Genomic DNA, 21615 nt, shown 5'->3' on the forward strand with positions numbered 1-21615 from the left:
CAAAACCACCGGAATTGGCTGTTTTTGCGTCGGTGTGTATCCGTTGGCAGGCCAGATACACTGCAATACAAAGGGCGGCGGGCGAGCGGGCCAAGGCTCGATAGACTGTGCGATATCCCCCACTGACAGAGGCAAGTCCCCATGGAGCACGTCGATCACATTCTCATCGTTGACGATGACCGCGAGATACGCGAGCTGGTGGGCAACTACCTGAAGAAAAACGGCCTGCGCACCACGGTCGTGGCCGATGGCCGGCAGATGCGCAGCTTCCTTGAATCCACGCCAGTGGACCTGATCGTGCTGGACATCATGATGCCGGGCGACGACGGCCTGATGCTCTGCCGCGAGTTGCGCGCTGGCAAACACAAGGCCACCCCGGTGCTGATGCTCACCGCGCGCAACGACGAAACCGACCGCATCATCGGCCTGGAAATGGGCGCCGACGACTATCTGGTCAAGCCCTTCGCCGCCCGTGAACTGCTGGCGCGGATCAACGCCGTATTACGCCGCACGCGCATGTTGCCACCGAACCTGGTGGTGACCGAATCCAGCCGCTTGCTGGCCTTCGGTCGCTGGCGCCTGGACACGTCCGCCCGGCACCTGCTCGATGGCGACGGCACCATGGTCGCCCTCAGCGGTGCCGAGTATCGGTTGCTGCGGGTGTTCCTCGATCATCCGCAACGGGTGCTCAATCGCGACCAGTTGCTCAACCTGACCCAGGGCCGCGACGCCGACCTGTTCGATCGTTCCATCGACCTGTTGGTCAGTCGCCTGCGCCAGCGCCTGCTGGACGACGCCCGCGAGCCGGCCTACATCAAGACCGTACGCAGCGAGGGCTACGTGTTTTCCCTGCCGGTGGAAATCGTCGGTGCGCCAGCATGAACCTGTCGCTGCGCTGGCCCCGCACCCTGGCTTCGCGACTGTCGCTGATTTTTCTGATCGGTCTGATCCTCGCCCAGGCGCTGTCCTTCGGTGCGCAGTACTACGAGCGCTATGAAAGCTCGAAAAACACCATGCTCGGTAACCTGGAAACCGACGTCTCGACCTCTATCGCCATCCTCGACCGCCTGCCGGCGCAAGAGCGTGCGAGTTGGCTGCAGCAACTGGATCGGCGCAATTACCGCTATCTGCTCAATGAAGGCTCACCCGGCACCGCCATGGACACGGACATGCCCGAGGCGCCGATTGCCATGACCTCGATCAAGAATTCCATCGGCAAGGACTACCCGATGACCTTCAGCGATATTCCAGGGCCTGCGAAGCACTTCCAGGTGCACCTCAAACTGTCCGACGGCAGCCCGTTGACCATCGATGTGCGGCCCTCGATGGTGCCGCTGTCGCCCTGGCTGCCCATGGTGCTGCTCGGGCAATTGGCGCTGATGATTGCCTGCACCTGGCTGGCCGTACGGATTGCCATCCGCCCCCTTACCCGTCTCGCTGAAGCCGTGGACACCCTCGACCCCAACACCCACCCGGTCCTGCTGGACGAAAAAGGCCCGACCGAAGTAGCCCATGCCGCCAAGGCCTTCAATGCCATGCAGGCACGCATCGCCGCCTACCTGAAGGAACGCATGCAACTGTTGGCGGCGATCTCCCACGACCTGCAAACACCGATCACGCGGATGAAACTGCGCGCCGAATTCATGGACGACTCGGTGGAGAAAGACAAGCTGTGGAACGACCTGGGCGAGATGGAACATCTGGTGCGAGAAGGCGTGGCGTACGCCCGCAGCGTCCACGGCGCCACCGAAGAAAGTCGACGCACCGACCTGGACTCGTTCCTCGACAGCCTGGTGTTCGATTACCAGGACATGGGCAAGCAAGTGCAGCTGAGCGGCAAAAGCGCCAGCGTCATCGACACCCGCCCCCACGCTCTGCGCCGGGTGCTGGTGAACCTGACAGACAATGCACTCAAATTCGCTGGCGCTGCGGAATTGCTGGTTGAGAAGAAAGCCGATGGCAGCGTGTCGGTGAAGGTCATGGACCGTGGCCCGGGCATCGCCGAAGCGGAACTGGCCCAGGTCATGCAGCCGTTCTACCGCGTGGAAAATTCGCGCAACCGCAGCACTGGCGGTACCGGGTTGGGATTGGCCATCGCGCAACAGCTGGCATTGGCGATCGGGGGATCGTTGACCTTGAGCAATCGCGAGGGTGGCGGGTTATGTGCAGAGCTCAAGTTGCGTGGCTAAACGATCGTTCCCACGCTCTGCGCGGGAATGCCGCCAGGGACGCTCCGCGTTCCGCTAACAACACAAGGCTTGTGTCCTGCGCAATGGTGACACGGAGCGTCACGGGATGCCTGCCCACGCAGAGCGTGGGAACGATCATCAAGCAACGACGCCTACGACGCCCTCCCCGTGCATCTGCCGCAACAACCCCAGCCCACTGTCCATAAACACCGTCGATTCCGTCATCCCCGCCTCCGCCGCCAATCCCAGCAACTGCGCACGTCCGGTCTGCCCGGGAAATTCCTCGATACGCTGCAACAACCGAAACGCCAATGGGCTCAATTCAGAAAACTTCACACTGAAATCCGGGTCCCGACGCACCAGCAGCAATGTCGGCTGATCCGGCGGCGCATCAGGCTGATAATGCGGCCCGACCAACTGCACTGGCCAGGCATACGCCAGGGGCCAGGCCAATGGCGAAACCTGCAACGGACAATCCAGCAGCCCATCGACATCGCCACCGCGCAACGGCTCGGCTTCGGATTGTTGCAGGACCATTTCCACCCATTCGTAGTGCGCCAGTTCGACCATGAACGGCGGCCAGGGGCCAGCCGCCAGCGCCGCAGGCTCAGAGGCCAGAAACTCGACAAACTCCTGGGCGATTTCGCCGAATTTCGGCGTGTGGGCGCGGTAGTCGCGCAGGAAAATCCGCACCAGTGCCCGCCATTGCGTGTCGCCGAGAATCTTCACCAATACCGGAAAGGTGCCGCCGATCAATGACGACATGTTGGCGAACACCAGGTCGCGATATACCTGGGCCCGCGCCGGGTCCATTTCCGGCGGTGGCGCGTAACGCTCGGGGTCGCGCACGTAGCGCCCCAGACTGTTTTGTTGCTCGTGCAGGGTACGCTTAACCACGGTTGACCCCCTCGGTTTGCAACCGGCGAATGGTCTGCAACTCGGCGACCAGTTCGCAAAACGCCGGAAAGTTGAAATCGCGCTCGAGCAAAGTCGGTTGCGCGCCAAATCGGGAATAGGCCTGGGCCAGCAACGACCACACCGCCGGTTTCACCGAAGCGCCATGGGTGTCGATTTTCAAGGTGTCGGACTCATCGAAATGCCCGGCGATGTGCATGGCCACCACACGATTCGTATCGATCCCGGCCAGGAACGTACGCGGGTCGAAACCATGGTTGATCGAGTTGACGTATACGTTGTTGACGTCCAGCAACAGGTCGCAATCGGCTTCGCGCAGCACGGCGTTGGTGAACGTGACCTCGTCCATGTCCTGCTGCGGTGCGGCGTAGTAGGAGACGTTTTCCACCGCCAGGCGGCGGCCGAGAATGTCCTGGGCCTGACGGATGCGCGCGGCGACGTGATGCACCGCCTCTTCGGTAAAGGGCAACGGCAACAGGTCATACAGGTGACCGTCGTCGCTGCAGTAGCTCAAGTGCTCGCTGTACAGCGGCACGTCGTGGTGATCGAGGAAGACCCGCACCTCTCGCAGGAATTCGACATCCAGCGGCGATGGCCCGCCCAGGGACAGGGACAAGCCGTGGCAGGATAACGGGTAGCGCTCGGCCAGGGTTCGCAACGCCAGGCCATGGGCGCCGCCGATGCCGATCCAGTTTTCCGGCGCGAGTTCAAGAAAGTCGAAATGGCCGGCCGGGGCGGCCAGCAGGTCTTTGATCAAACCGCGACGCAGGCCGAGCCCGACGCTGGCCTGTGCTGATGTGACAGGGGTTTGCATGATGTCGATCCCAAGGGTTGTCAGAATGTCATCACAGTTAATCGAAGGGATGTATCGGGCCTGTGTGGCGGGTCGACCGAAAACAGCAAGGCTTGTATCGCCAGCGGGTCTGTACACACTCTGGTACAAACCCGCATCCAGGCATCACGCCAGGTCGTACTTCTCGCGCACCAGATGACCGATGCCCATGCGATCGAGCACATCCATCGGGCACAGGAAGGTCACGCGCACAGTGCCTGGCAGGCGACTGATGTCGATGGAGCCGGTGATGGTGGCGCGATTGAGCACTTCGTCATAAGGCAGGCCGGTGACGGTGGCGGCGCGGGTCAAGCCGTTTTCCACCGCCAGGTTGAGGTTCTCGCCGCTGCCGATGAAGGTGATCGGGCCACTCTGTTCGATCTCGTGCTGGCCCCAACGCTCTCCCAGCTCCCGGACTTTCGCGCGCTGTCCGGCATCCATCGGCCGCGCCATCGGTGGCAGATCATCAAGGTTTTGCAGAAGGATCGGCCCTTCCAGCGTCAGGTTTTTCACCACTTGCACCACCACCTCGGTTTCCCCGGAACAGTCGGTTGCGTGGCCGGCGATCTCGCCGTTGCCCTGCTGCGCATGCATGTCGCCCATGTAAACCCCGGCCCCCGGCACTTTCACCGGGCAGATCAACACACAGCCTTCGCGGACCGAATTGGTGTCCATGTGGCCGTCGGTCTTGGCCGCGTGCAGCTCTTCGCGGGTCATGCCGAAACGGTGCGGCGCATTGATCAGGTACTGGCCGAAGTCGGCACAGTTGTGCGAGTCGGGAATGTCTCGGGACGGCAGGGTGCCGATGTTTCCGAGGAACGGCCGCATAGGCGCGGCAACCCCGGGGATATCGGCGCGGGCCAGGGACAGGATTGAATGCTGTGCGGCGAACTCCGGCAGCGCCGACATCTCAGAGGCATTGCCGGCCAGTCGGTTGGCGATGTCCTGGTTGACCGTCAGGCTGACCTGATTCTGTGCGTCAAAGACGATCACATAGCCATGGCTGAAGCGAAATGCGCTGACCTCGGCGTCACAGTGGTTGCAGCGAATCGCGTCCTCGCCGATACCTTCGACATGGCTGGCCGGGTGCTCGGTGCCACATTTGGAGCAGAACTTGGAGACGAACGGATCGCCGTTGTAGCGCCCCTCGACAAAGCTCATGACCCCGGAGGAAGTGGCCAGCGACGTGACGCGCATGCTGTTGATCTTGATCGCCACGGCATCGCCGATTTGCGCCCCGGCGATGGCCACCGGTTGTGTCACTTCATGGCCACCTTCGAAAGCGGGCGTGATCATCGGCCCCCAGCAACCTGGCGGCGTCCCGGTGACCAGGGTGCCGCCGTCGGCCAGCGGGCCGAGCATCGGCTGGCTCGGGCCAATGATGCCGTTGGTGTAGCGATCGACTCGCAGGCGATCGACCGGCGCGGCGTTGAGAGTGGGTTGAGGCACAAGCGTTGTCATGATGATCCCCATCGGAGTCAGGAGCGAATGGTCCTCACAGTTCAGCGCAGGTTTGTATCTGGTCTGTGTTCGGGGGTGGCCTTGAATTGGCGGGGACTGTATCGAGAAGCAGTCTGGATACATTGGGATACATGCATAGGGACTGCCAAATACCCTCCCTGTGGGAGCGAGCCTGCTCGCGAAGGCGATCTGTCAGTCCAAGAGATTTTGACTGATTCACCGCCTTCGCGAGCAGGCTCGCTCCCACAAGGGGCCGCGTCGATCAGGGACATTGGTTTTCGTCGCTTGGGACGGCGCCACAGCCCCTGAGAACTAAACTTAATCCACACAGGACGAGTTGATCGTCCTGTCCATTCCACGACCACCGCCCAGGGGCGAACGCCTCGATAAACACCGCCACTGGACTCTGATCCTGCAAAAGGAGCACACGTGATGGACGAGGCCAAACTCAACGATTTCATGGGCAAACTGGTAGGCGACATGGGCGGCGCGGCGATGCTGGCCAACGTCATCCTTGGTGAAGAGCTCGGCCTGTACCGGGCCATGGCCGACAGCCAGCCAGTCAAGCCCGAAGCACTCGCCGAGAAGACCGGCTGCAACCCTCGCCTGGTGCGCGAATGGCTCAGCGCCCACGCAGCTTCCGGCTATATGGAACACAGCGACGGTCAATTCCGCCTGCCCGAAGAACAAGCCCTGGCACTGGCCGTGGAAGACTCGCCGGTCTACGTGGCGGGTGGCATCGGCGTAGTTGCATCGTTTTTTCATGACAAGGACAAACTGGTCAAGGCCATGCGCGGCGATGGTGCCCTGGCGTGGGGCGATCACCACCCATGCATGTTCAGCGGCACCGAACGTTTCTTCCGGCCCGGCTACAAGGCGCACCTGATCGCCGAGTGGTTACCGGCCCTGGACGGCGTGGTGGCCAAACTGGAGGAAGGCGCCAAAGTCGCTGACATTGGCTGCGGTCATGGTGCGTCGACGGTGATCATGGCCCAGGCCTACCCGAACTCGCGGTTCGTTGGTTTCGATTACCACGCGCCGTCCGTCACCGTTGCCACCCAGCGCGCCGAAGAAGGTGGCGTGTCCGGCCGGGCACGGTTCTTCCAGGGTACGGCCAAGAGCTATCCCGGCAACGACTATGACCTGGTCTGCTACTTCGACTGCCTGCACGACATGGGCGACCCGGTGGGCGCGGCCAAGCACGCGTACGAGTCATTGAAGCCGGATGGCACGGTATTGCTCGTGGAGCCGTTCGCCAACGACTCGCTGGACGACAACATCACCCCGGTCGGCCGGCTGTTCTATGCCGCCTCCACCTTCATCTGCACGCCCAATTCGCTGTCCCAGGAAGTCGGCCTGGGCCTTGGCGCACAAGCAGGTGAAGCCCGGTTGCGCAAGGTGTTCAGCGAGGCGGGGTTCAGCACATTCCGACGGGCCACGGAGACGCCGTTCAACCTGATCCTCGAAGCACGTAAATAGCCCCCCTTCTGTGGGAGCGAGCATGTTCCGGGCGGCGTTCCGACGATTGAAGACGAAACACCGCGGGGCGTCAGGCCGCCAGTGTTATCGTTGACGTCCATCGCGAGCGTGCTCGCTCCTACAGGTTTGCGGGGTATTGAGATGCTCGATAGCCAGTTCCAGGAACAACTCGACCAGCTCCAACAGCTCATGGCCGACGAGCCGTTCGCGGTCCTGACCGGTGCCGGTATCAGTACCCCGTCGGGCATTCCGGACTACCGAGACAATCAGGGCGTACGCCGTGGCCGCCAGCCCATGATGTATCAGGAGTTTCTCTCGGCGCCCGAATCCCGACGGCGCTATTGGGCGCGGGCGATGCTTGGCTGGCCGCGGGTGCGCCAGGCGCAACCGAACGTGGCCCACGACACCCTGGCCCGCTTGCAAAGCACGGGACGGATTGGCGGCTTGATCACGCAGAACGTCGATACCCTGCACGACCAGGCTGGCAGCCATGATGTGATCGAACTTCACGGCAGCCTGCACCGGGTACTGTGCCTGGACTGCGCAAGACGTAGCGAGCGCGATTCGATCCAGCAGTTGATGGAAACCCAGAACCCCTACCTCGCAGGCGTGGACGCAGTGCAGGCGCCGGACGGCGACACCTTGCTCGACCCGGGCTTCGAGGCACGCTTCCAGGTTCCGCTCTGCCCGCATTGCAATGGCGAACGGTTGAAGCCGGACGTGGTTTTCTTCGGTGAGAACGTTGCGCAGCACACGGCGGCGAAAGCGCTGGCCACGGTGGAAAAGGCCGCCGGGTTGCTGGTGGTTGGCTCGTCGCTGATGGCGTACTCGGCGTTTCGCCTGTGCCGGGCGGTGGTGGATCAGGGCAAGCCACTGCTGGCGATCAACCTGGGCAAGACACGGGCGGATGACATGCTGGACCTGAAAATCGAGGGGTCGTGCGAGCAGTTGCTGCCGTTACTGGCACAGCGCCTCTCCGCCTGACAAAACACCTCCCCCTTGTAGGAGCTGCCGCAGGCTGCGATCTTTTGATCTTGATCCTCAGCAATTTCAGCACCGCCAGAAAACAAGATCAAAAGATCGCAGCCTGCGGCAGCTCCTACAGGGGTTTGTTCAGCCCAGGGGAAAGTTGTTGGCCGAGATTTTCTTCCTTGAGCACATCAAACAACGCCTGCGCCGCCGCAGACAGCTCCCCTCCCTGCAAGGTCAGCACGCCAATGGCCCGCTCCAATACCGGGTCGCGCAAGGTAATGCAATGCGCTCCGAGTTCACGCATCTGCCCCACGCACAAGGCCGGAACCACGCTCACGCCCAGCCCACTGGCAACCATCCGCCCGACCGTCGCCAGTTGATGGCTTTCAAACTCCACCGGCAGCTTCATGCCCCGGGGCTGCAAATGCTCCTCCAGCATCACCCGCACCGTCGACGGGCGCTGCAAGGTAATGAACGGCTCCTTGAGCAAGGTCTGCCAGTCGATTTCCTCGAGCTCGACCAGCGGTGAGTCTTGGGGCACCACTGCCACGAAGCGATCCATGTAAAGCGGCGTGAATTGCAGCGATGAGCTCATGGTCGGCTCGAACGCCACGCCGAGTTCCACCTGGCGGTCGCGAACCATTTCCAGCACCTGCTCGTTGATCACGTCGTTGACCGTGACATTGACTTTCGGATAGCGGACGCGGAATGTCTTGAGGATCGGCGGCAGCAGGTTGCCGGCAAACGAGGGCATGGCCGCCAGGGTCACTCGACCACGCTGCAGGGTGAAGCGCTGGCGCAACTCATCCTCGGCATTGTCCCAATCGGCGATCAGGCGGCGCGCCAGCGGCACCAGGGTTTCGCCTTCGGCGGTCAACGCCACATTGCGTGTGTTGCGGGTGAACAATCGCCCGCCCAGGCCCTCCTCCAGTGCCTTGATGGTCAGGCTCAAGGCCGATTGCGACAGGTGCAGGCGCTCGCAGGCCACGGCAAAACTGAGGCTTTGGGCCACAGCCAGGAAGGCGCGGATCTGCTTGACTGTCATGGTCACTGTCTCCAACGCATTAGATTGTTGAGTTTTATCCATTAATCAACATTAAAAATCAACTTAACAAATTAATCTTGTCGCGCGACACTCATTCCCATTCGGCTAGCCAGCCGCCCACAAAGAATAAAAGAGGTGCATATGGCAGGTTTCGACAAGCGCGTGAGTTCCTACGAGGAAGCCCTGGCCGGTCTTGAAGACGGTATGACCGTGATCGCCGGTGGCTTCGGCCTGTGCGGGATCCCGGAGAACCTGATCAACGAGATCAAGCGCAAAGGCACTCGCGACCTCACCGTCGTTTCCAACAACTGCGGCGTCGACGGATTCGGCCTCGGCGTGCTGCTCACCGACCGCCAGATCAGCAAAGTGGTGGCCTCCTACGTTGGCGAAAACAAGCTGTTCGAGGAGCAACTGCTCAAGGGCGAAATCGAAGTCATCCTGACCCCCCAAGGCACCCTCGCTGAAAAAATGCGCGCAGGCGGTGCCGGCATCCCGGCCTTCTTCACCGCCACCGGCGTCGGCACTCCCGTCGCCGACGGCAAGGAAGTGCGCGAATTCCATGGCCGCAAGTACCTGATGGAAGAATCCATCACCGGTGACTTCGCCATCGTCAAAGGCTGGAAAGCCGACCATTTCGGTAATGTGATCTATCGCCACACCGCCCAGAACTTCAACCCGCTGGCTGCCACCGCCGGCAAGATCACCGTGGTCGAAGTCGAAGAAATCGTCGAACCCGGCGAGCTGGAGCCGTCGCAGATCCACACCCCTGGCATCTACGTCGACCGGATCATCTGCGGCACGTTCGAGAAGCGCATCGAACAGCGCACCGTACGTAAGTGATCCCCTGCCCCCGGACCGAATGAAGGAATAACGACAATGGCACTTTCCCGCGAACAAATGGCTCAACGCGTCGCCCGCGAAATGCAGGACGGCTTCTACGTGAACCTGGGCATCGGCATTCCGACGCTGGTCGCCAACTACATCCCCGAAGGCATGGAAGTCATGCTGCAGTCGGAAAACGGCCTGCTGGGCATGGGTCCTTTTCCAACTGAAGAAACCATCGATGCCGACATGATCAACGCCGGCAAGCAAACCGTGACCGCCCGTATCGGCGCCTCGATCTTTTCCTCGGCCGAGTCCTTCGCAATGATCCGCGGTGGCCACGTTGACCTGACCGTGCTGGGCGCCTTCGAGGTCGACGTGCAAGGCAACATCGCCTCGTGGATGATCCCCGGCAAACTGGTCAAGGGCATGGGCGGCGCCATGGACCTGGTGGCTGGCGCAGACAACATCATCGTCATCATGACCCACGCGTCCAAGGACGGTGAGTCCAAGCTGCTGTCCCAATGCAGCCTGCCGCTGACCGGCGCCGGTTGCATCAAGCGCGTGCTGACCGACCTGGCTTACCTGGAAATCGAGAATGGCGCATTTGTCCTCAAGGAACGCGCACCTGGCGTCAGCGTTGAAGAAATCGTCGCCAAAACCGCTGGTAAACTGATCGTCCCGGACCACGTTCCGGAAATGCTGTTCGCTGACCAGTGAGGAATCATTCCATGCAAGAAGTCGTCATTGTTGCCGCCACACGCACCGCGATCGGCAGTTTCCAGGGTTCCCTGGCCAGTGTTTCCGCCGTTGACCTGGGCGCGGCGGTGATCCGTCAATTGCTGGCACAAACTGGTCTGGACCCGGCCGAAGTCGATGAAGTGATCATGGGCCAGGTGTTGACCGCCGGTGCCGGGCAAAACCCCGCGCGCCAGGCGTCCGTCAAGGCGGGCCTGCCGTTTGCCGTACCGGCCATGACCCTGAACAAGGTCTGCGGCTCGGGCCTCAAGGCCCTGCACCTGGGTGCCCAGGCGATCCGCTGCGGCGACGCCGAGGTGATCATCGCTGGCGGCCAGGAAAACATGAGCCTGGCCAACTACGTCATGCCCGGTGCCCGCACCGGCCTGCGCATGGGTAACGCGCAAATCGTCGACACCATGATCAGCGATGGCCTGTGGGATGCGTTCAACGATTACCACATGGGCATCACCGCTGAGAATCTGGTGCAGAAGTACGACATCAGCCGCGAGCAGCAGGATGCCTTCGCTGCCGCTTCCCAGCAGAAAGCCGTGGCCGCCATCGAAGCCGGGCGTTTCGTCGATGAGATCACCCCGATCCTGATCCCACAGCGCAAGGGCGATCCGCTGTCCTTCGCCACCGACGAGCAGCCACGGGCCGGCACCACCGCCGAGTCCCTGGGCAAGCTCAAGCCGGCCTTCAAGAAAGACGGTTCGGTGACCGCTGGCAACGCTTCGTCGCTCAACGACGGCGCTGCGGCCGTGATCCTGATGAGTGCCGAAAAAGCCAAGGCCCTGGGCCTGCCGGTACTGGCAAAAATCGCCGCTTACGCCAACGCGGGCGTGGACCCGGCAATCATGGGCATCGGCCCGGTGTCGGCCACTCGCCGCTGCCTGGACAAGGCCGGCTGGTCTATCGACCAGCTTGAGCTGATCGAAGCCAACGAAGCCTTCGCCGCGCAATCGCTGGCCGTGGCCAAGGACCTGGAATGGGACTTGAACAAGGTCAACGTCAACGGCGGCGCTATCGCCCTCGGCCACCCGATCGGTGCCTCGGGTTGCCGTGTCCTGGTGACCCTGCTGCATGAAATGATCAAGCGTGACGCCAAGAAAGGCCTCGCCACCCTGTGCATCGGTGGTGGTCAGGGCGTGGCCTTGGCGCTCGAACGGGCTTAAGACGACAGCGTTTAACAGACGGCGCGGGGACCCACGAAGATCCGCCGCCGCCTGGCAAAACACCCGGTGCGATTCACGTCGTACCGGGTTTCTTTATTGGCTGAACGGCTCGTCCTCCGTGTAGGAGCCAGCGGGCACTCCATTTTGTATACAAAAAGTGCTCAACCATAGAGCAAATCACCCCGCCAGATGCTAACGTTGCCGCCCATACACAGGTCGGAGAACTGCGCGTGTTGATGCTCAAATTGCTGGTCATTCCTGGCTTTCTGCTACTGATCTCCCTGGCGGGCAAACGCTGGGGGCCAAGCGTGGCGGGTTGGTTGTCGGGGTTGCCGGTGGTGGTCGGGCCTATCCTGTTGTTCCTTGCCATCGAGCAAGGCCAGGCATTCGCCGCCCAGTCGGCCATGGCCGCACTGTCGGCGATGTTCGCGATGATTGCCTTCTGCGTGACCTATGCGCAGGTCGCGCAACGCGCAAAATGGCCGCTCGCATTAACGATTTCGCTCCTGGTATGGGCCTTGGTTGCCGTGGTCCTGTCGTTGCTCCCGCCGTCGCTCCCCCTCTCGGTGATTGCCGCCGCCACTGCACTGCTGGCCGCGCCGCACTTATTCCCGGCCGTGCAGCCAATCGTTTCAGGACCGGCGCCAAAGTCCGATAAATTGCTGCTGCGCATGATTGCCGGCGCCTTGCTGACCCTGGCCGTCACCTGGCTCGCCAGCACCGTTGGCGACCGCTGGAGCGGCCTGCTCGCCGTGTTCCCGGTGCTGGGCAGTGTAATGGCGGTGTTCTCCCAGCAAACCCGAGGCCCGGCGTTTACCGCCGCGTTACTGCGGGCAACGGCCACCGGGATGTATTCATTTTCCGCTTTTTGCCTGGTCGTGACGCTGACCTTGCCCAGCATGGGCATGATGGGTTTTGGTGTGGGCGTGGCCGTCTCCGTGGCCATGCTCGGCGTCACCAGGCGGTTGCTGGCGAAACCCGCTCCTCTGGCAACACGTTCAACCATTTCGAACGAGTAGCGCAACATCCTCGTACGTCAATCGAACAGGTTTGCTCCACCATCAGCCTCAGTTCCAAACCACTCCCGACTGAGGCCTACACCATGAAATTCTTTTTCCATCCTTCGCCGAACCCGATGAAAGTCGCCCTGCTGCTCGAAGAATTGCAAACGCCCTATGAGTTGATCGGCGTTGACACCTTCAAGGGCGAGCAACACTTGCCAGCCTTCCTCGCGATCAACCCGAACGCCAAGGTTCCGGCCCTGGTCGATGGCGACGCGACGGTTTTCGACTCCCAGGCCATCCTGCTGCACCTGGCGCAAAAGCATGAGCGTTTCCTGCCCAGCAGCGCTGCCGGCAACGCCGAGTTGCTGTCATGGTTGATGTTCATTGCCACCGGCCTGTCGCCGTTCTCCGGCCAGGCCGTGCACTTCCTGCATCACGCCCCAGAGGACCTGCCCTACGCGAAAAATCGCTACCTCAAGGAAGTCGAACGCCACTATCGCGTACTCGACCAGCGTCTGGCCGACCATCAGTACCTGGCTGGCGACAGCTACAGCATCGCCGACATGGCACTGTGGGGCTGGGCCAACTATGCGCCGTACATCCTTGGCGAAAACGGCTTGGCGGCCTACCCCAACGTCAAGCGTCTGTTTGACGAAATCAGCGTCCGCCCGGCGGCCCAGCGAGCCCTGGGCCTGAAAGAGAAGCTGGTGCTCAAGGCCGAATTCGACGAAGAAACTCGCCGCAATCTGTTCCCGCAGAACCAGGCCCGGTAAGACGTTCACGACATTCGAAGGTGATGAAAATGAAGGATCAAGGCGCGCGCCTGCTCTTTGGAGTGAGTGACCGTCCGTTAGCCCGCACTGGAATGCGTCACGACCTCCATGGGATGATCGCCCCCCACCGCGCGACCATCCCTGGAGTTTTCGAATGTCACTGTTGAGTAAAAAAGCCGTTGTCCTGTTGCTGGCAGCGGCTGCCAGCCTGGGGGCTTTGACTGTGCAGGCGGCCAAGGCCCCCGCCAAAGAGACGGTGCAGGGACAGAAGGTCTCGATGCTCGACGGCAAGTTCACCTTCACCCTGCCCAAGGGTTTCATTGCCAACCCGTTGCCAGCCAGCCCCACGGGCGCCAGCGGCACCATGTACGCCAATGAAACCACCAAGACCGTGGTGATCGCTGCGCAAAACAGCCTGCCCGAGGGGGTCAAGGTCAAGGACAACGACGGCGAGTTTCTCGACGACACCGCGGCCGATTTCGACTCGGCGCAACACAAAGCCCTGCCGGACTACAACAAACTCAGCGAAAAAAGCCTGACCCTGAAGGCAACAGGCCTGGGCGTGCGCCAGGTCGACAGCACCGCCACCCAGGGCGGCGGCACGACCCTCAACACCACGTTGATGGCGGCATCGGGCAATCACATGACCGTGATTCAGGTCATCTCCCGCCCCGGCGACATGGCAGCCCACGAAACCCTGATCAAGCAGATCGTCAGCGGCAAATAAGCCTCAGGGGTTGAGGCGCTGCAGCCAGGCGCTCAAGTCCTGCAATTCTTCGGCACTGATGCTGTGGCCGACACCCTGGTAAGCGTGGAACTCGGGCTCCAGTGATACGCTTTGCAACAGGCTGTTGGCTTCGTTGCCATCACCCAAGGGAAGGCGCTGGTCCGCCGTGCCATGGCCAATGAAAATCGCCAGCGACTGGCGCTTTTCATCCGGTTTGAGTTCGGATCGCAGCACCGGCAGGATCCGCCCGCTCAACGCGGCAATCCCGCCCACCGCCTCGGGATGCCGCAGGGCGACTTCGTAGGACATGATCGCCCCCTGGCTGAAACCCACCAGGAAAACCTTATGCGGTTGTGTGTGATATTTGTTCGTCGCCTGTGCGATGAACTCCAGCAGCAACTGGCCGCTGGACTTCAGGTCATCTGTCTCGCCGTTGTAGGCCCCTTCGCCTTTCTTGCGAAACCATTGGTAACTTCCCTCTTGCATCACCATCGGCGCCCGCACCGACAGGTAGTTGTATTCGCTGGGTAACTCATCCTTGATGCCGAACAGGTCCTGCTCGTTACTGCCATAGCCGTGGAGAAAAATCACCAGCGGCTGCCCGCGGGAATCGCGGTTGACCTGTTCCATGTACTTGAGGGGCAGATCGGTTTGCAGGGCGGGTTGAGCGTGGACAGTGGCGGATGCCAGCAGCGTGAACAGAGCGAGAAACTTCAGCATAAACCTTCCTTCACCGTGCGCAGGATTCAGGACAGAGCCTAGCACCTTCGTTGGAGCGACTCCCAACAGTGGCACGATTGCGGAATCGGACTGCACCAGACCCGGGCGCCTCCCCTCTCACCCTGTGCATCCATCGATCACGAGGCGTGCAATGAATCTCCCCTCAATCGTTAATCAACTTCCCAACCCGAATCGGCTCGCGCCCCGCCACTTTCGCCTGCCAGGTGCCGGGTTGCGTATAGCGACCACGATCGATCGCGAACAACACGCCACTGGTGCCCGCGCGCACGGTAGTGAGCTTGTCGTTCAGCGGGTCGACCACTTCAAACAGCGCATCGCCCTGCTCCACCCATTCACCGGCATCGCGCAGGAAGCTGACCACGCCGTGATGCGGTGCGAACAGGTATTGAGTGCCTTCGAACGGCATGCCCTCACAGCACTCGCTCGGTGCCACGGGCCAGGTGCCCTTGATGAAACCCTGCTCGGCGAGAAAGCCCAGGATCGCCTCGCAATTGGCCCGGGCCTGATCGACCCGGGTATCGCCCATGCTGCCAAGCTCCAGCGTGGTTGCCAGGTTGGCCGGTGGGATGGCGGCTTCGGGGAAAGCCCTGGCCAGGCGTAACCAGGGCGAAGAGCAGGATTCGTCGAAGGAACTGCCGCCGGAATCTTCGCAAAGTAACGCCACCCCGGCTTTCAGGCGCGCCGCCAGCGATTGCCACTGCGGCCAGTGTTGCGGCAAGGCGTAGAGGTGGATCGCCGCGTCGAAGTCGCAATGCAGATCGAGGGTGATGTCGGCGTCGCAGGCGTGGCGCAGCAACAGGCGGTGCATTGCTTCGAGTTGCGACGCCGGGGCCGGCAGATCGTCGAGTACCTGGCCCATGGCCTGGCGAATCAGGGCGATGTTAGCCTCGGCATCGCTGCCCAGGCGATCGCCCACGCGCTGCGCTACCGGTGCGCTGAGTTCGACGAACGAGCGGTTGAAGTTCTTGCCGCTGCCCAGTTCGAAGCGACCCATGTGGCTACCTTGCAGGTGCTGATCGAGACCGATGGGGTTGGCCACCGGCACCAGTTCGATCAGGCCTTGCAGTTGACCCTGGCTTTCCAGTTCCGCCAGGCGCTGCTTGAGCTCCCACGCCGTGCGCATGCCTGGCAGTTCATCAGCGTGCAGGCTGGCCTGGATATAGACTTTGCGGGTGCCTGCGCCATATCGAAACACGCTGAGGGTGCGCTCGGTCCCCAGGTGGCTCCAGGGCAGTGAATGGTCGATGCGTTGCATGGGAAGACTCCGATTCTCTGTAGGAGCTGCCGCAGGCTGCGATCTTTTGATTTTGATTTTTTAAAAGCAAGATCAAAAGATCGCAGCCTGCGGCAGCTCCTACATTGAGCAATGTGATTGGCAGGATAAATCATGAGCATAAAAAAATGGCCTCCGCGTCAACGGGGCCATTTTTTGAACGGCTCGATTACTCGCCGTAAACGTCAAACTTGAAGTACTTGTCCTGCACTTGCTTGTACTTGCCGTTGGCGCGGATCTCGGTAATGGCTTTGTTGAACTGCTCGGCCAGGGCGGTATCGCCCTTGCGCACGGCAATCCCGGCGCCACCGCCGAAGTATTTCGGGTCGTTGTACTCAGGCCCCACGAAAGCGAAACCTTTACCGGCGTCGGTCTTCAGGAAACCGTCGTCGAGGTTGACCGAATCGGCCAGCAGTGCGTCGACGCGACCGGACACCATGTCCAGGTTCGCTTCCTGCTGGGAACCGTAGCGCACCAGGATAATCCCTGCCGGTTGCAGCACTTCGGTGGCAAAACGGTCATGGGTACTGGCACGCAGGACACCGACTTTCTTGCCCTTGAGCTCGGTCAACGGGTCTTTGACGTCGGAACCTTCCTTCATCACGAAACGCGCCGGGGTGTGGTAGTACTTGATGGTGAAGTCGACGTTTTTCTTGCGGTCGTCGGTGATGGTCATGGACGAGAGGATGGCGTCGATTTTCTTGACCTTCAGCGCAGGAATCAGGCCGTCGAACTCTTGCTCGACCCAAGTGCACTTGACGTTCATCTGCTCGCACAGTGCGTCGCCGATGTCCACGTCGAAACCGGTGAGTTTGCCGTCAGGGGTTTTCATCGAGAACGGCGGGTAACCGGCCTCGATACCGATGCGGATGGGCTTGGTATCCGCGGCCACGGCGGTCAGGGACAACATCGACAGTGCCAGGGCACCGAACATCACTAGCTTTTTCATTTATAACTCCTGTGTGCGGAGACTTTTATTGGCAACTTTCGGTTGGTAGCTTGTGGCCGGGAAACCGAAGTGGCCGGCAGTCTAGAGCGGCCTTCACAGGGTAAATTATTTGCAGGCGACAAATATTTATGGAAAGTGGCCAGCGACGCGCAAGCGAATCCGGTATGCGCTAAAGCGGTGCAACGTCCGATAGAAAACCACCTCGCTCCTACAAAGGACGAGGTTTGCCGAGACGTCGATCCGCTGTCGCCACCGACACGTAGGAGCGAGCAGGCTCGCGATGGTCGTCAACGATGACGCGGGGTACCTGACACCCCGCGGCGTTCTCAGGTGTATCGCGAGCATGCTCGCTCCTACAGGGGGGTCAGCACGCACAACCGACAACGGCACTCGCCGTACTCAACGCGAACCCTTCGTCCAGCCACCCGGTCACGCCGCCGATCATTTCCTTGACCGGGTAACCCAGCGCCGCCAGTTTCACCGCCGCCTTGTTCGCGCCGTTGCAGTGGGGGCCGGCGCAATAGACCACGAACAGGCTGGATTTGGGGTAGTCACGCAAATTATCGGCGGTGAGCAGACGCCCGGGAATATTGATCGCGCCCGGTACATGCCCCCGGTCGAACGCCAACGGTCCACGCACATCCACCAGGACAAAATCGACTTCACCGGCCTGTTGGCTGGCATAGACGTCGGAACAGTCGGTTTCGAATGTCAGGCGGTTGCTGAAATGCATCAAGGCAATGGCTGAAGGGGCGGCTGGTATTTCACGCACGAGGCTGGTCATGGGCAGAGCTCCGGAAGGTCGGTGGGTGTGAACAGACTTTATCTACGCGGCGCCAGGGGCTAAAGTGGCGCACAAGACACTCACCGGGAATTTTCCGCCAAATGCATGCTTCCCCAGGGCTGGTCGCGATTCTGGCCTACGACGGCCTGTGTACCTTCGAATTCGGCATCGCCGTGGAGATCTTCGGGCTGGCGCGGCCAGAGTTCGATTTCCCTTGGTACAGCCATCAGATCGCGGCCGTCGATCACGGCCCGATGCGCGCCATGGGCGGCATCCGGGTACTGGCCGATGGCGGCCTGGAGCTGCTGGAGCAAGCCCGGACCGTGATCATTCCCGGCTGGCGCGATCGTCATGCAGCCGTGCCTGAGGCATTGCTGGCGGCCCTGCGCCAGGCCCATGCGCGGGGCGCGCGGTTATTATCAATCTGCTCGGGGGTGTTCGTACTGGCCGCCACCGGTTTGCTCGACGGTCGCGGCGCCACCACTCACTGGCGCTACACCGCGGAACTGGCCGAGCGCTTCCCGAATATCCTGGTGGACCCAGACGTGCTCTATGTCGACTCGGGTCAGCTGATCACCTCGGCCGGCAGCGCAGCCGGTATCGACGCCTGCCTGCACCTGGTGGCTCGGGACTTCGGTACCCAGGTCGCCAACTCGGTGGCGCGGCGCCTGGTGATGTCACCGCAACGCACCGGGGGCCAGGCACAGTTCATTCCGGCACCGGTCAGTCCTACGCCGCGCAGCGATCTTTCGCGCGTTATGCAGTGGGCACGCGAGCGTTTGCACGAACCGCTGGAGGTTCGCGACCTGGCCAGCGAAGCCGCCATGAGCGAGCGCACCTTCCTGCGCCGTTTCACCGAAGCCAGCGGCCAGTCGCCCAAGACCTGGTTGCAACATGAACGCCTGGGGCGTGCCCGGGAATTGCTGGAAAGCACCGACCAGCACACCGAGCAAATCGCCCAGCTGTGTGGTTATCGTTCAGTGGAAAGCTTTCGCGTGGCATTTCGCAATGTGGTCGGCCTGCCACCGTCAGTGTATCGGGAACGGTTTGGGCAAACGGACAAGCGCCTCTCCCGAGGCGTGCTTCAGGGCTTGCGCAATAGATAGGTGTCCATGATCCAGCCATTGGCCTGCCGGGCCGCCTTGCGCACCCGCTCGATCTGCTGCGCTACCTCCTCGAGCTTGCCGCTGATGAGGATTTCATCCGGCGTCCCGAGGTAGGCGCCCCAGTAAATCTCTGTCTGTCGATCCTCCACATGTTGATAAGCATCCTGGGCGTCGAGCATCACCACCAGGCTGTCGGCATCACTCACCTGCCCCGCGGCCAAGCGCCGGCCGGTGGTGATTTCAACCGAGCGGCCTATTTGGTTAAGCGCCACCTTGTGCTGCGCGGCCAGCGCCTGGACGCTGGTGATGCCGGGAATCACCTCGAACTCGAAGGCACAGGTGCCTGAAACCAGGATCGCCTGCAGGATGCGAATGGTGCTGTCGTACAACGCCGGGTCGCCCCACACCAGAAAACCGCCGCACTGGCCATCGGCCAGTTCTTCATTGATCAACCGCTCGAAGGTTCGCTGCTTGGCCAGGTTCAACGCATCGACGCTGGTTCTGTAGTCGACGTCACCACGCTCGCGTTCCGGGCTCGAGGCTTCGACAAAACGATAGTGGGGATCGGTGATATGGCGCTCGCAGAGCTCGCGGCGCAGGTCGATCAGCTTATCCTTGCTCTGGCCCTTGTCCATGATAAAAAAAACATCGACCCGATTCAGCGCCTTCACGGCCTGCAGGGTGATGTAGTCAGGGTTGCCGGCGCCGATGCCGATGACCAGCAGTTTTTTCATCGAGGCATTCTCTCATTATCGTTGCACGACAGCCGCAGCCGCCAGCAACCGTGGAACTGCAGGTCTATGGTCGACAGCGGCTCTACATCGATCAGGTTGAAGGCCGCCCCCTGCAGTACGTGCATCAATGCGGCACGCATGACGAATGGATGGGTCACGGCAAGTACATGGCCAGGCTGCGCTTCCAGGGTTTTCAACCAGGCGGCGACGCGTTTGCCGACTTGCGCCACCGACTCGCCACCGTGGGGTGCCGAGCGCGGGTCGGCAAGCCAGGCCTGAAGTCGTTCGCCCTGGTTTTTTTGCAGGTCGCTGATTCGCATGCCGCGCCAATGACCAAAGTCGCAATCGCGCAGGGCGTCGACGATTTCAACGGGCGTACCGAACAGCTCGGCGGTCTGTCGTGTACGTAACTCTGGAGCACACAGCAGGCGCGTTGCCGGCGAGAATCGAGCGCCCCGAGAGCCACGCGCCGATTGCCAATCCATCTCCAGGGGTTCGTCCACAGGAAAACGCGCCAGTTTCTGTGCCTGGGTTCGAGCGTGGCAGATCAAGGTCAAACGGGTTGCCTGCACGAGAAAATCACTCTACGCGGTAAATAGGAAAAATCAGTGCCTGGTCGTCAGTCATTGCACAATTGTGCCGTAAGACAGATCGCCAGGGGGGCTTCATTTTTTTCGATGCGGGAGAGCCCCGACTCGCCAGAAAGTTGATGTCTTGGCCGGAAAACCTGCAAATTCGTCATCATTTCAGACCGGCCCACGTGATAGCCTTCCACTTCTTCGGCGTTGACACTTTTGCTCAAGCCTTTCCATTTCCATTGGTGGAACTCATATGTCCAGGCTTTCTCATCAAGATTTGCGCCGCAATTTTCGCCAACTGTTCGCCTCCAACACTTGCTATCACACCGCGTCGGTCTTCGACCCGATGTCGGCCCGCATCGCCGCTGACCTCGGGTTCGAGGTGGGGATCCTTGGTGGCTCGGTCGCGTCGTTGCAGGTCCTTGGCGCCCCGGACTTTGCGTTGATCAGCCTCAGCGAATTCGCCGAACAGGCCACCCGTATCGGCCGCGTTGCCCAATTGCCGGTGATTGCCGACGCCGACCACGGTTACGGCAACGCGCTCAATGTCATGCGCACCATCGTTGAGCTGGAACGTGCCGGCGTGGCTGCACTGACCATCGAAGACACCTTGCTGCCAGCACAATTTGGCCGAAAATCCACGGACCTGATCACGGTCGCCGAAGGAGTCGGCAAGATTCGCGCGGCACTGGAAGCCCGGTGCGACTCGGAAATGGCAATCATCGCCCGCACCCATGCAGGCATCCTGCCGGTCCAGGAAATCATCAGCCGCACCAAGCAGTACCAGGCCGCCGGCGCGGACGGCATCTGCATGGTGGGGGTAAAGGATTTCGACCACCTGGAGCAGATTGCCGAACACCTGAGCGTGCCCCTGATGCTGGTGACCTACGGCAATCCGTTGTTGCGTGACGACAAACGCCTCGCCGAGCTGGGCGTGCGAGTCGTCATCGATGGCCACGGCGCCTACTTCGCCGCCATCAAGGCGACGTACGACAGCCTGCGCGAACAGCGCCAGATATTTACCCAGGCGGCAGATCTCAGCGCTACCGAACTGACGCATACCTACACCCAGCCGGAGGAATACATCCGTTGGGCGGAGGAGTTCATGCACGTTAAAGAGTAAGGGCTGAAGGGTTGGCTCTGTCCGGCTTTTGCTTTTGCTTTTGCTTTTGCTTTTGCTTTTGCTTTTGCTTTTGCTTTTGCTCTTGCTCTTGCTCTTGATCCACCCGCCCCTTCGGGAGGCCTCGTTCCGGTGTTCATCCGGGGAGTGGCGCGCAGCGCCGTTCGACGCAGTCGAACACGCTGCATGTAGGTGCAG

At 61.3% G+C, this 21615-nt stretch carries 22 protein-coding genes; 12 read left to right on the forward strand and 10 right to left on the reverse strand.

The window, feature by feature from the left end; all coding sequences use genetic code 11:
• Nucleotides 1–141 precede the first annotated feature (141 nt).
• Together CGA21_RS03155 and CGA21_RS03160 are read left to right on the forward strand one after the other, a co-directional pair.
• Nucleotides 142–882 carry a response regulator gene (locus CGA21_RS03155; protein WP_008063067.1) on the forward strand — a complete coding sequence of 247 codons (741 nt, stop codon included), beginning with the start codon at nt 142–144 and terminating at the stop codon, nt 880–882.
• Nucleotides 879–2189, forward strand: a complete 1311-nt coding sequence (locus CGA21_RS03160) for an ATP-binding protein (RefSeq protein WP_110753015.1) — start codon at nt 879–881, stop codon at nt 2187–2189. The genes CGA21_RS03155 and CGA21_RS03160 overlap by 4 nt, the downstream gene beginning before the upstream one ends.
• Nucleotides 2190–2327: 138 nt before the next feature.
• Here the strand turns inward: CGA21_RS03160 and CGA21_RS03165 are convergent, their stop codons facing one another.
• From CGA21_RS03165 to CGA21_RS03175, 3 genes are all read right to left on the reverse strand, one after another.
• Nucleotides 2328–3086 (reverse strand): DUF2063 domain-containing protein, encoded by a 759-nt coding sequence (locus CGA21_RS03165; RefSeq protein ID WP_110753017.1) that lies wholly within the window; start codon nt 3084–3086, stop codon nt 2328–2330.
• Nucleotides 3079–3918, reverse strand: coding sequence for a DUF692 domain-containing protein (locus tag CGA21_RS03170; RefSeq protein ID WP_110753019.1), 840 nt, complete (start codon nt 3916–3918; stop codon nt 3079–3081). The genes CGA21_RS03165 and CGA21_RS03170 overlap by 8 nt, the downstream gene beginning before the upstream one ends.
• Before the next feature lie 144 nt (nt 3919–4062).
• The gene (locus CGA21_RS03175; RefSeq protein WP_052024732.1) at nt 4063–5397 is read right to left on the reverse strand and encodes an acetamidase/formamidase family protein; all 1335 of its coding nucleotides are present in this window, start codon (nt 5395–5397) and stop codon (nt 4063–4065) included.
• Between the two features lie 432 nt (nt 5398–5829).
• Here CGA21_RS03175 and CGA21_RS03180 point away from each other — a divergent pair, with 432 nt between their 5' ends.
• Nucleotides 5830–6876 (forward strand): class I SAM-dependent methyltransferase, encoded by a 1047-nt coding sequence (locus CGA21_RS03180; RefSeq protein WP_033042194.1) that lies wholly within the window; start codon nt 5830–5832, stop codon nt 6874–6876.
• A 141-nt stretch (nt 6877–7017) separates the two neighbouring features.
• Nucleotides 7018–7860, forward strand: coding sequence for an NAD-dependent protein deacetylase (locus CGA21_RS03185; protein WP_188263504.1), 843 nt, complete (start codon nt 7018–7020; stop codon nt 7858–7860).
• Nucleotides 7861–7975: 115 nt separating this feature from the next.
• Here CGA21_RS03185 and CGA21_RS03190 read toward each other — a convergent pair whose 3' ends face one another.
• Entirely contained in the window at nt 7976–8893 is a 918-nt protein-coding gene (locus CGA21_RS03190; RefSeq protein WP_188263505.1) for a LysR family transcriptional regulator, read from the reverse strand.
• A 141-nt stretch (nt 8894–9034) separates the two neighbouring features.
• Between CGA21_RS03190 and CGA21_RS03195 the strand changes: the two genes are divergently transcribed.
• From CGA21_RS03195 to CGA21_RS03220, 6 genes are all read left to right on the forward strand, one after another.
• Entirely contained in the window at nt 9035–9733 is a 699-nt protein-coding gene (locus tag CGA21_RS03195; RefSeq protein ID WP_020800013.1) for a CoA transferase subunit A, read from the forward strand.
• Nucleotides 9734–9769: 36 nt separating this feature from the next.
• Entirely contained in the window at nt 9770–10435 is a 666-nt protein-coding gene (locus CGA21_RS03200; RefSeq protein ID WP_110753024.1) for a CoA transferase subunit B, read from the forward strand.
• Between the two features lie 11 nt (nt 10436–10446).
• A complete protein-coding gene (locus tag CGA21_RS03205) occupies nt 10447–11628 on the forward strand; it encodes an acetyl-CoA C-acetyltransferase (RefSeq protein WP_188263506.1) in 1182 nt (393 codons plus the stop codon).
• A 230-nt stretch (nt 11629–11858) separates the two neighbouring features.
• The gene (locus tag CGA21_RS03210; protein WP_110753028.1) at nt 11859–12647 is read left to right on the forward strand and encodes a hypothetical protein; all 789 of its coding nucleotides are present in this window, start codon (nt 11859–11861) and stop codon (nt 12645–12647) included.
• 83 nt (nt 12648–12730) lie between these two features.
• Nucleotides 12731–13405 (forward strand): glutathione S-transferase family protein, encoded by a 675-nt coding sequence (locus CGA21_RS03215; RefSeq protein ID WP_188263507.1) that lies wholly within the window; start codon nt 12731–12733, stop codon nt 13403–13405.
• Nucleotides 13406–13559: 154 nt separating this feature from the next.
• Entirely contained in the window at nt 13560–14132 is a 573-nt protein-coding gene (locus tag CGA21_RS03220; protein ID WP_179054372.1) for a hypothetical protein, read from the forward strand.
• Between the two features lie 3 nt (nt 14133–14135).
• On the opposite strand, the gene CGA21_RS03225 is transcribed toward CGA21_RS03220, so the two are convergent.
• From CGA21_RS03225 to CGA21_RS03240, 4 genes are all read right to left on the reverse strand, one after another.
• Complete coding sequence (locus tag CGA21_RS03225; protein WP_110753034.1) at nt 14136–14852, reverse strand: alpha/beta hydrolase; 717 nt, start codon at nt 14850–14852, stop codon at nt 14136–14138.
• A 163-nt stretch (nt 14853–15015) separates the two neighbouring features.
• Complete coding sequence (locus CGA21_RS03230; RefSeq protein WP_188263508.1) at nt 15016–16128, reverse strand: succinylglutamate desuccinylase/aspartoacylase family protein; 1113 nt, start codon at nt 16126–16128, stop codon at nt 15016–15018.
• Nucleotides 16129–16315: 187 nt separating this feature from the next.
• Nucleotides 16316–17095 carry an ABC transporter substrate-binding protein gene (locus CGA21_RS03235; RefSeq protein WP_020800005.1) on the reverse strand — a complete coding sequence of 260 codons (780 nt, stop codon included), beginning with the start codon at nt 17093–17095 and terminating at the stop codon, nt 16316–16318.
• A 364-nt stretch (nt 17096–17459) separates the two neighbouring features.
• Nucleotides 17460–17879: a rhodanese-like domain-containing protein gene (locus CGA21_RS03240; RefSeq protein ID WP_188263509.1), complete on the reverse strand. Its 420-nt coding sequence runs from the start codon at nt 17877–17879 to the stop codon at nt 17460–17462.
• Between the two features lie 101 nt (nt 17880–17980).
• Here CGA21_RS03240 and ftrA point away from each other — a divergent pair, with 101 nt between their 5' ends.
• Nucleotides 17981–18985 (forward strand): transcriptional regulator FtrA, encoded by a 1005-nt coding sequence (gene ftrA, locus CGA21_RS03245; RefSeq protein ID WP_110753040.1) that lies wholly within the window; start codon nt 17981–17983, stop codon nt 18983–18985.
• Here ftrA and cobF read toward each other — a convergent pair.
• Together cobF and CGA21_RS03255 are read right to left on the reverse strand one after the other, a co-directional pair.
• Nucleotides 18964–19719: a precorrin-6A synthase (deacetylating) gene (gene cobF / locus CGA21_RS03250; RefSeq protein ID WP_188263510.1), complete on the reverse strand. Its 756-nt coding sequence runs from the start codon at nt 19717–19719 to the stop codon at nt 18964–18966. The two genes, ftrA and cobF, sit on opposite strands and share 22 nt — an antisense overlap.
• The gene (locus CGA21_RS03255; RefSeq protein WP_110753044.1) at nt 19716–20291 is read right to left on the reverse strand and encodes a histidine phosphatase family protein; all 576 of its coding nucleotides are present in this window, start codon (nt 20289–20291) and stop codon (nt 19716–19718) included. The genes cobF and CGA21_RS03255 overlap by 4 nt, the downstream gene beginning before the upstream one ends.
• Before the next feature lie 259 nt (nt 20292–20550).
• On the opposite strand from CGA21_RS03255, the gene CGA21_RS03260 reads away from it, so the two are divergent.
• Nucleotides 20551–21420, forward strand: a complete 870-nt coding sequence (locus CGA21_RS03260) for an oxaloacetate decarboxylase (protein WP_110753048.1) — start codon at nt 20551–20553, stop codon at nt 21418–21420.
• Nucleotides 21421–21615: the final 195 nt, after the last annotated feature.

It is taken from the genome of Pseudomonas sp. PSB11 (assembly GCF_014596605.1).
Taxonomy (GTDB): domain Bacteria; phylum Pseudomonadota; class Gammaproteobacteria; order Pseudomonadales; family Pseudomonadaceae; genus Aquipseudomonas; species Aquipseudomonas umsongensis.

Excerpts from the sequence above, each read along its gene's own strand:
- CGA21_RS03155 (WP_008063067.1), top strand. The coding sequence starts at position 142 with ATGGAGCACGTCGATCACATTCTCATCGTTGACGATGACCGCGAGATA.
- CGA21_RS03160 (WP_110753015.1), top strand. The coding sequence starts at position 879 with ATGAACCTGTCGCTGCGCTGGCCCCGCACCCTGGCTTCGCGACTGTCG.
- CGA21_RS03170 (WP_110753019.1), bottom strand. The coding sequence starts at position 3,918 with ATGCAAACCCCTGTCACATCAGCACAGGCCAGCGTCGGGCTCGGCCTG.
- CGA21_RS03175 (WP_052024732.1), bottom strand. The coding sequence starts at position 5,397 with ATGACAACGCTTGTGCCTCAACCCACTCTCAACGCCGCGCCGGTCGAT.
- CGA21_RS03180 (WP_033042194.1), top strand. The coding sequence starts at position 5,830 with ATGGACGAGGCCAAACTCAACGATTTCATGGGCAAACTGGTAGGCGAC.
- CGA21_RS03185 (WP_188263504.1), top strand. The coding sequence starts at position 7,018 with ATGCTCGATAGCCAGTTCCAGGAACAACTCGACCAGCTCCAACAGCTC.
- CGA21_RS03190 (WP_188263505.1), bottom strand. The coding sequence starts at position 8,893 with ATGACAGTCAAGCAGATCCGCGCCTTCCTGGCTGTGGCCCAAAGCCTC.
- CGA21_RS03195 (WP_020800013.1), top strand. The coding sequence starts at position 9,035 with ATGGCAGGTTTCGACAAGCGCGTGAGTTCCTACGAGGAAGCCCTGGCC.
- CGA21_RS03200 (WP_110753024.1), top strand. The coding sequence starts at position 9,770 with ATGGCACTTTCCCGCGAACAAATGGCTCAACGCGTCGCCCGCGAAATG.
- CGA21_RS03205 (WP_188263506.1), top strand. The coding sequence starts at position 10,447 with ATGCAAGAAGTCGTCATTGTTGCCGCCACACGCACCGCGATCGGCAGT.
- CGA21_RS03215 (WP_188263507.1), top strand. The coding sequence starts at position 12,731 with ATGAAATTCTTTTTCCATCCTTCGCCGAACCCGATGAAAGTCGCCCTG.
- CGA21_RS03220 (WP_179054372.1), top strand. The coding sequence starts at position 13,560 with ATGTCACTGTTGAGTAAAAAAGCCGTTGTCCTGTTGCTGGCAGCGGCT.
- CGA21_RS03225 (WP_110753034.1), bottom strand. The coding sequence starts at position 14,852 with ATGCTGAAGTTTCTCGCTCTGTTCACGCTGCTGGCATCCGCCACTGTC.
- CGA21_RS03230 (WP_188263508.1), bottom strand. The coding sequence starts at position 16,128 with ATGCAACGCATCGACCATTCACTGCCCTGGAGCCACCTGGGGACCGAG.
- CGA21_RS03235 (WP_020800005.1), bottom strand. The coding sequence starts at position 17,095 with ATGAAAAAGCTAGTGATGTTCGGTGCCCTGGCACTGTCGATGTTGTCC.
- CGA21_RS03240 (WP_188263509.1), bottom strand. The coding sequence starts at position 17,879 with ATGACCAGCCTCGTGCGTGAAATACCAGCCGCCCCTTCAGCCATTGCC.
- ftrA (WP_110753040.1), top strand. The coding sequence starts at position 17,981 with ATGCATGCTTCCCCAGGGCTGGTCGCGATTCTGGCCTACGACGGCCTG.
- cobF (WP_188263510.1), bottom strand. The coding sequence starts at position 19,719 with ATGAAAAAACTGCTGGTCATCGGCATCGGCGCCGGCAACCCTGACTAC.
- CGA21_RS03260 (WP_110753048.1), top strand. The coding sequence starts at position 20,551 with ATGTCCAGGCTTTCTCATCAAGATTTGCGCCGCAATTTTCGCCAACTG.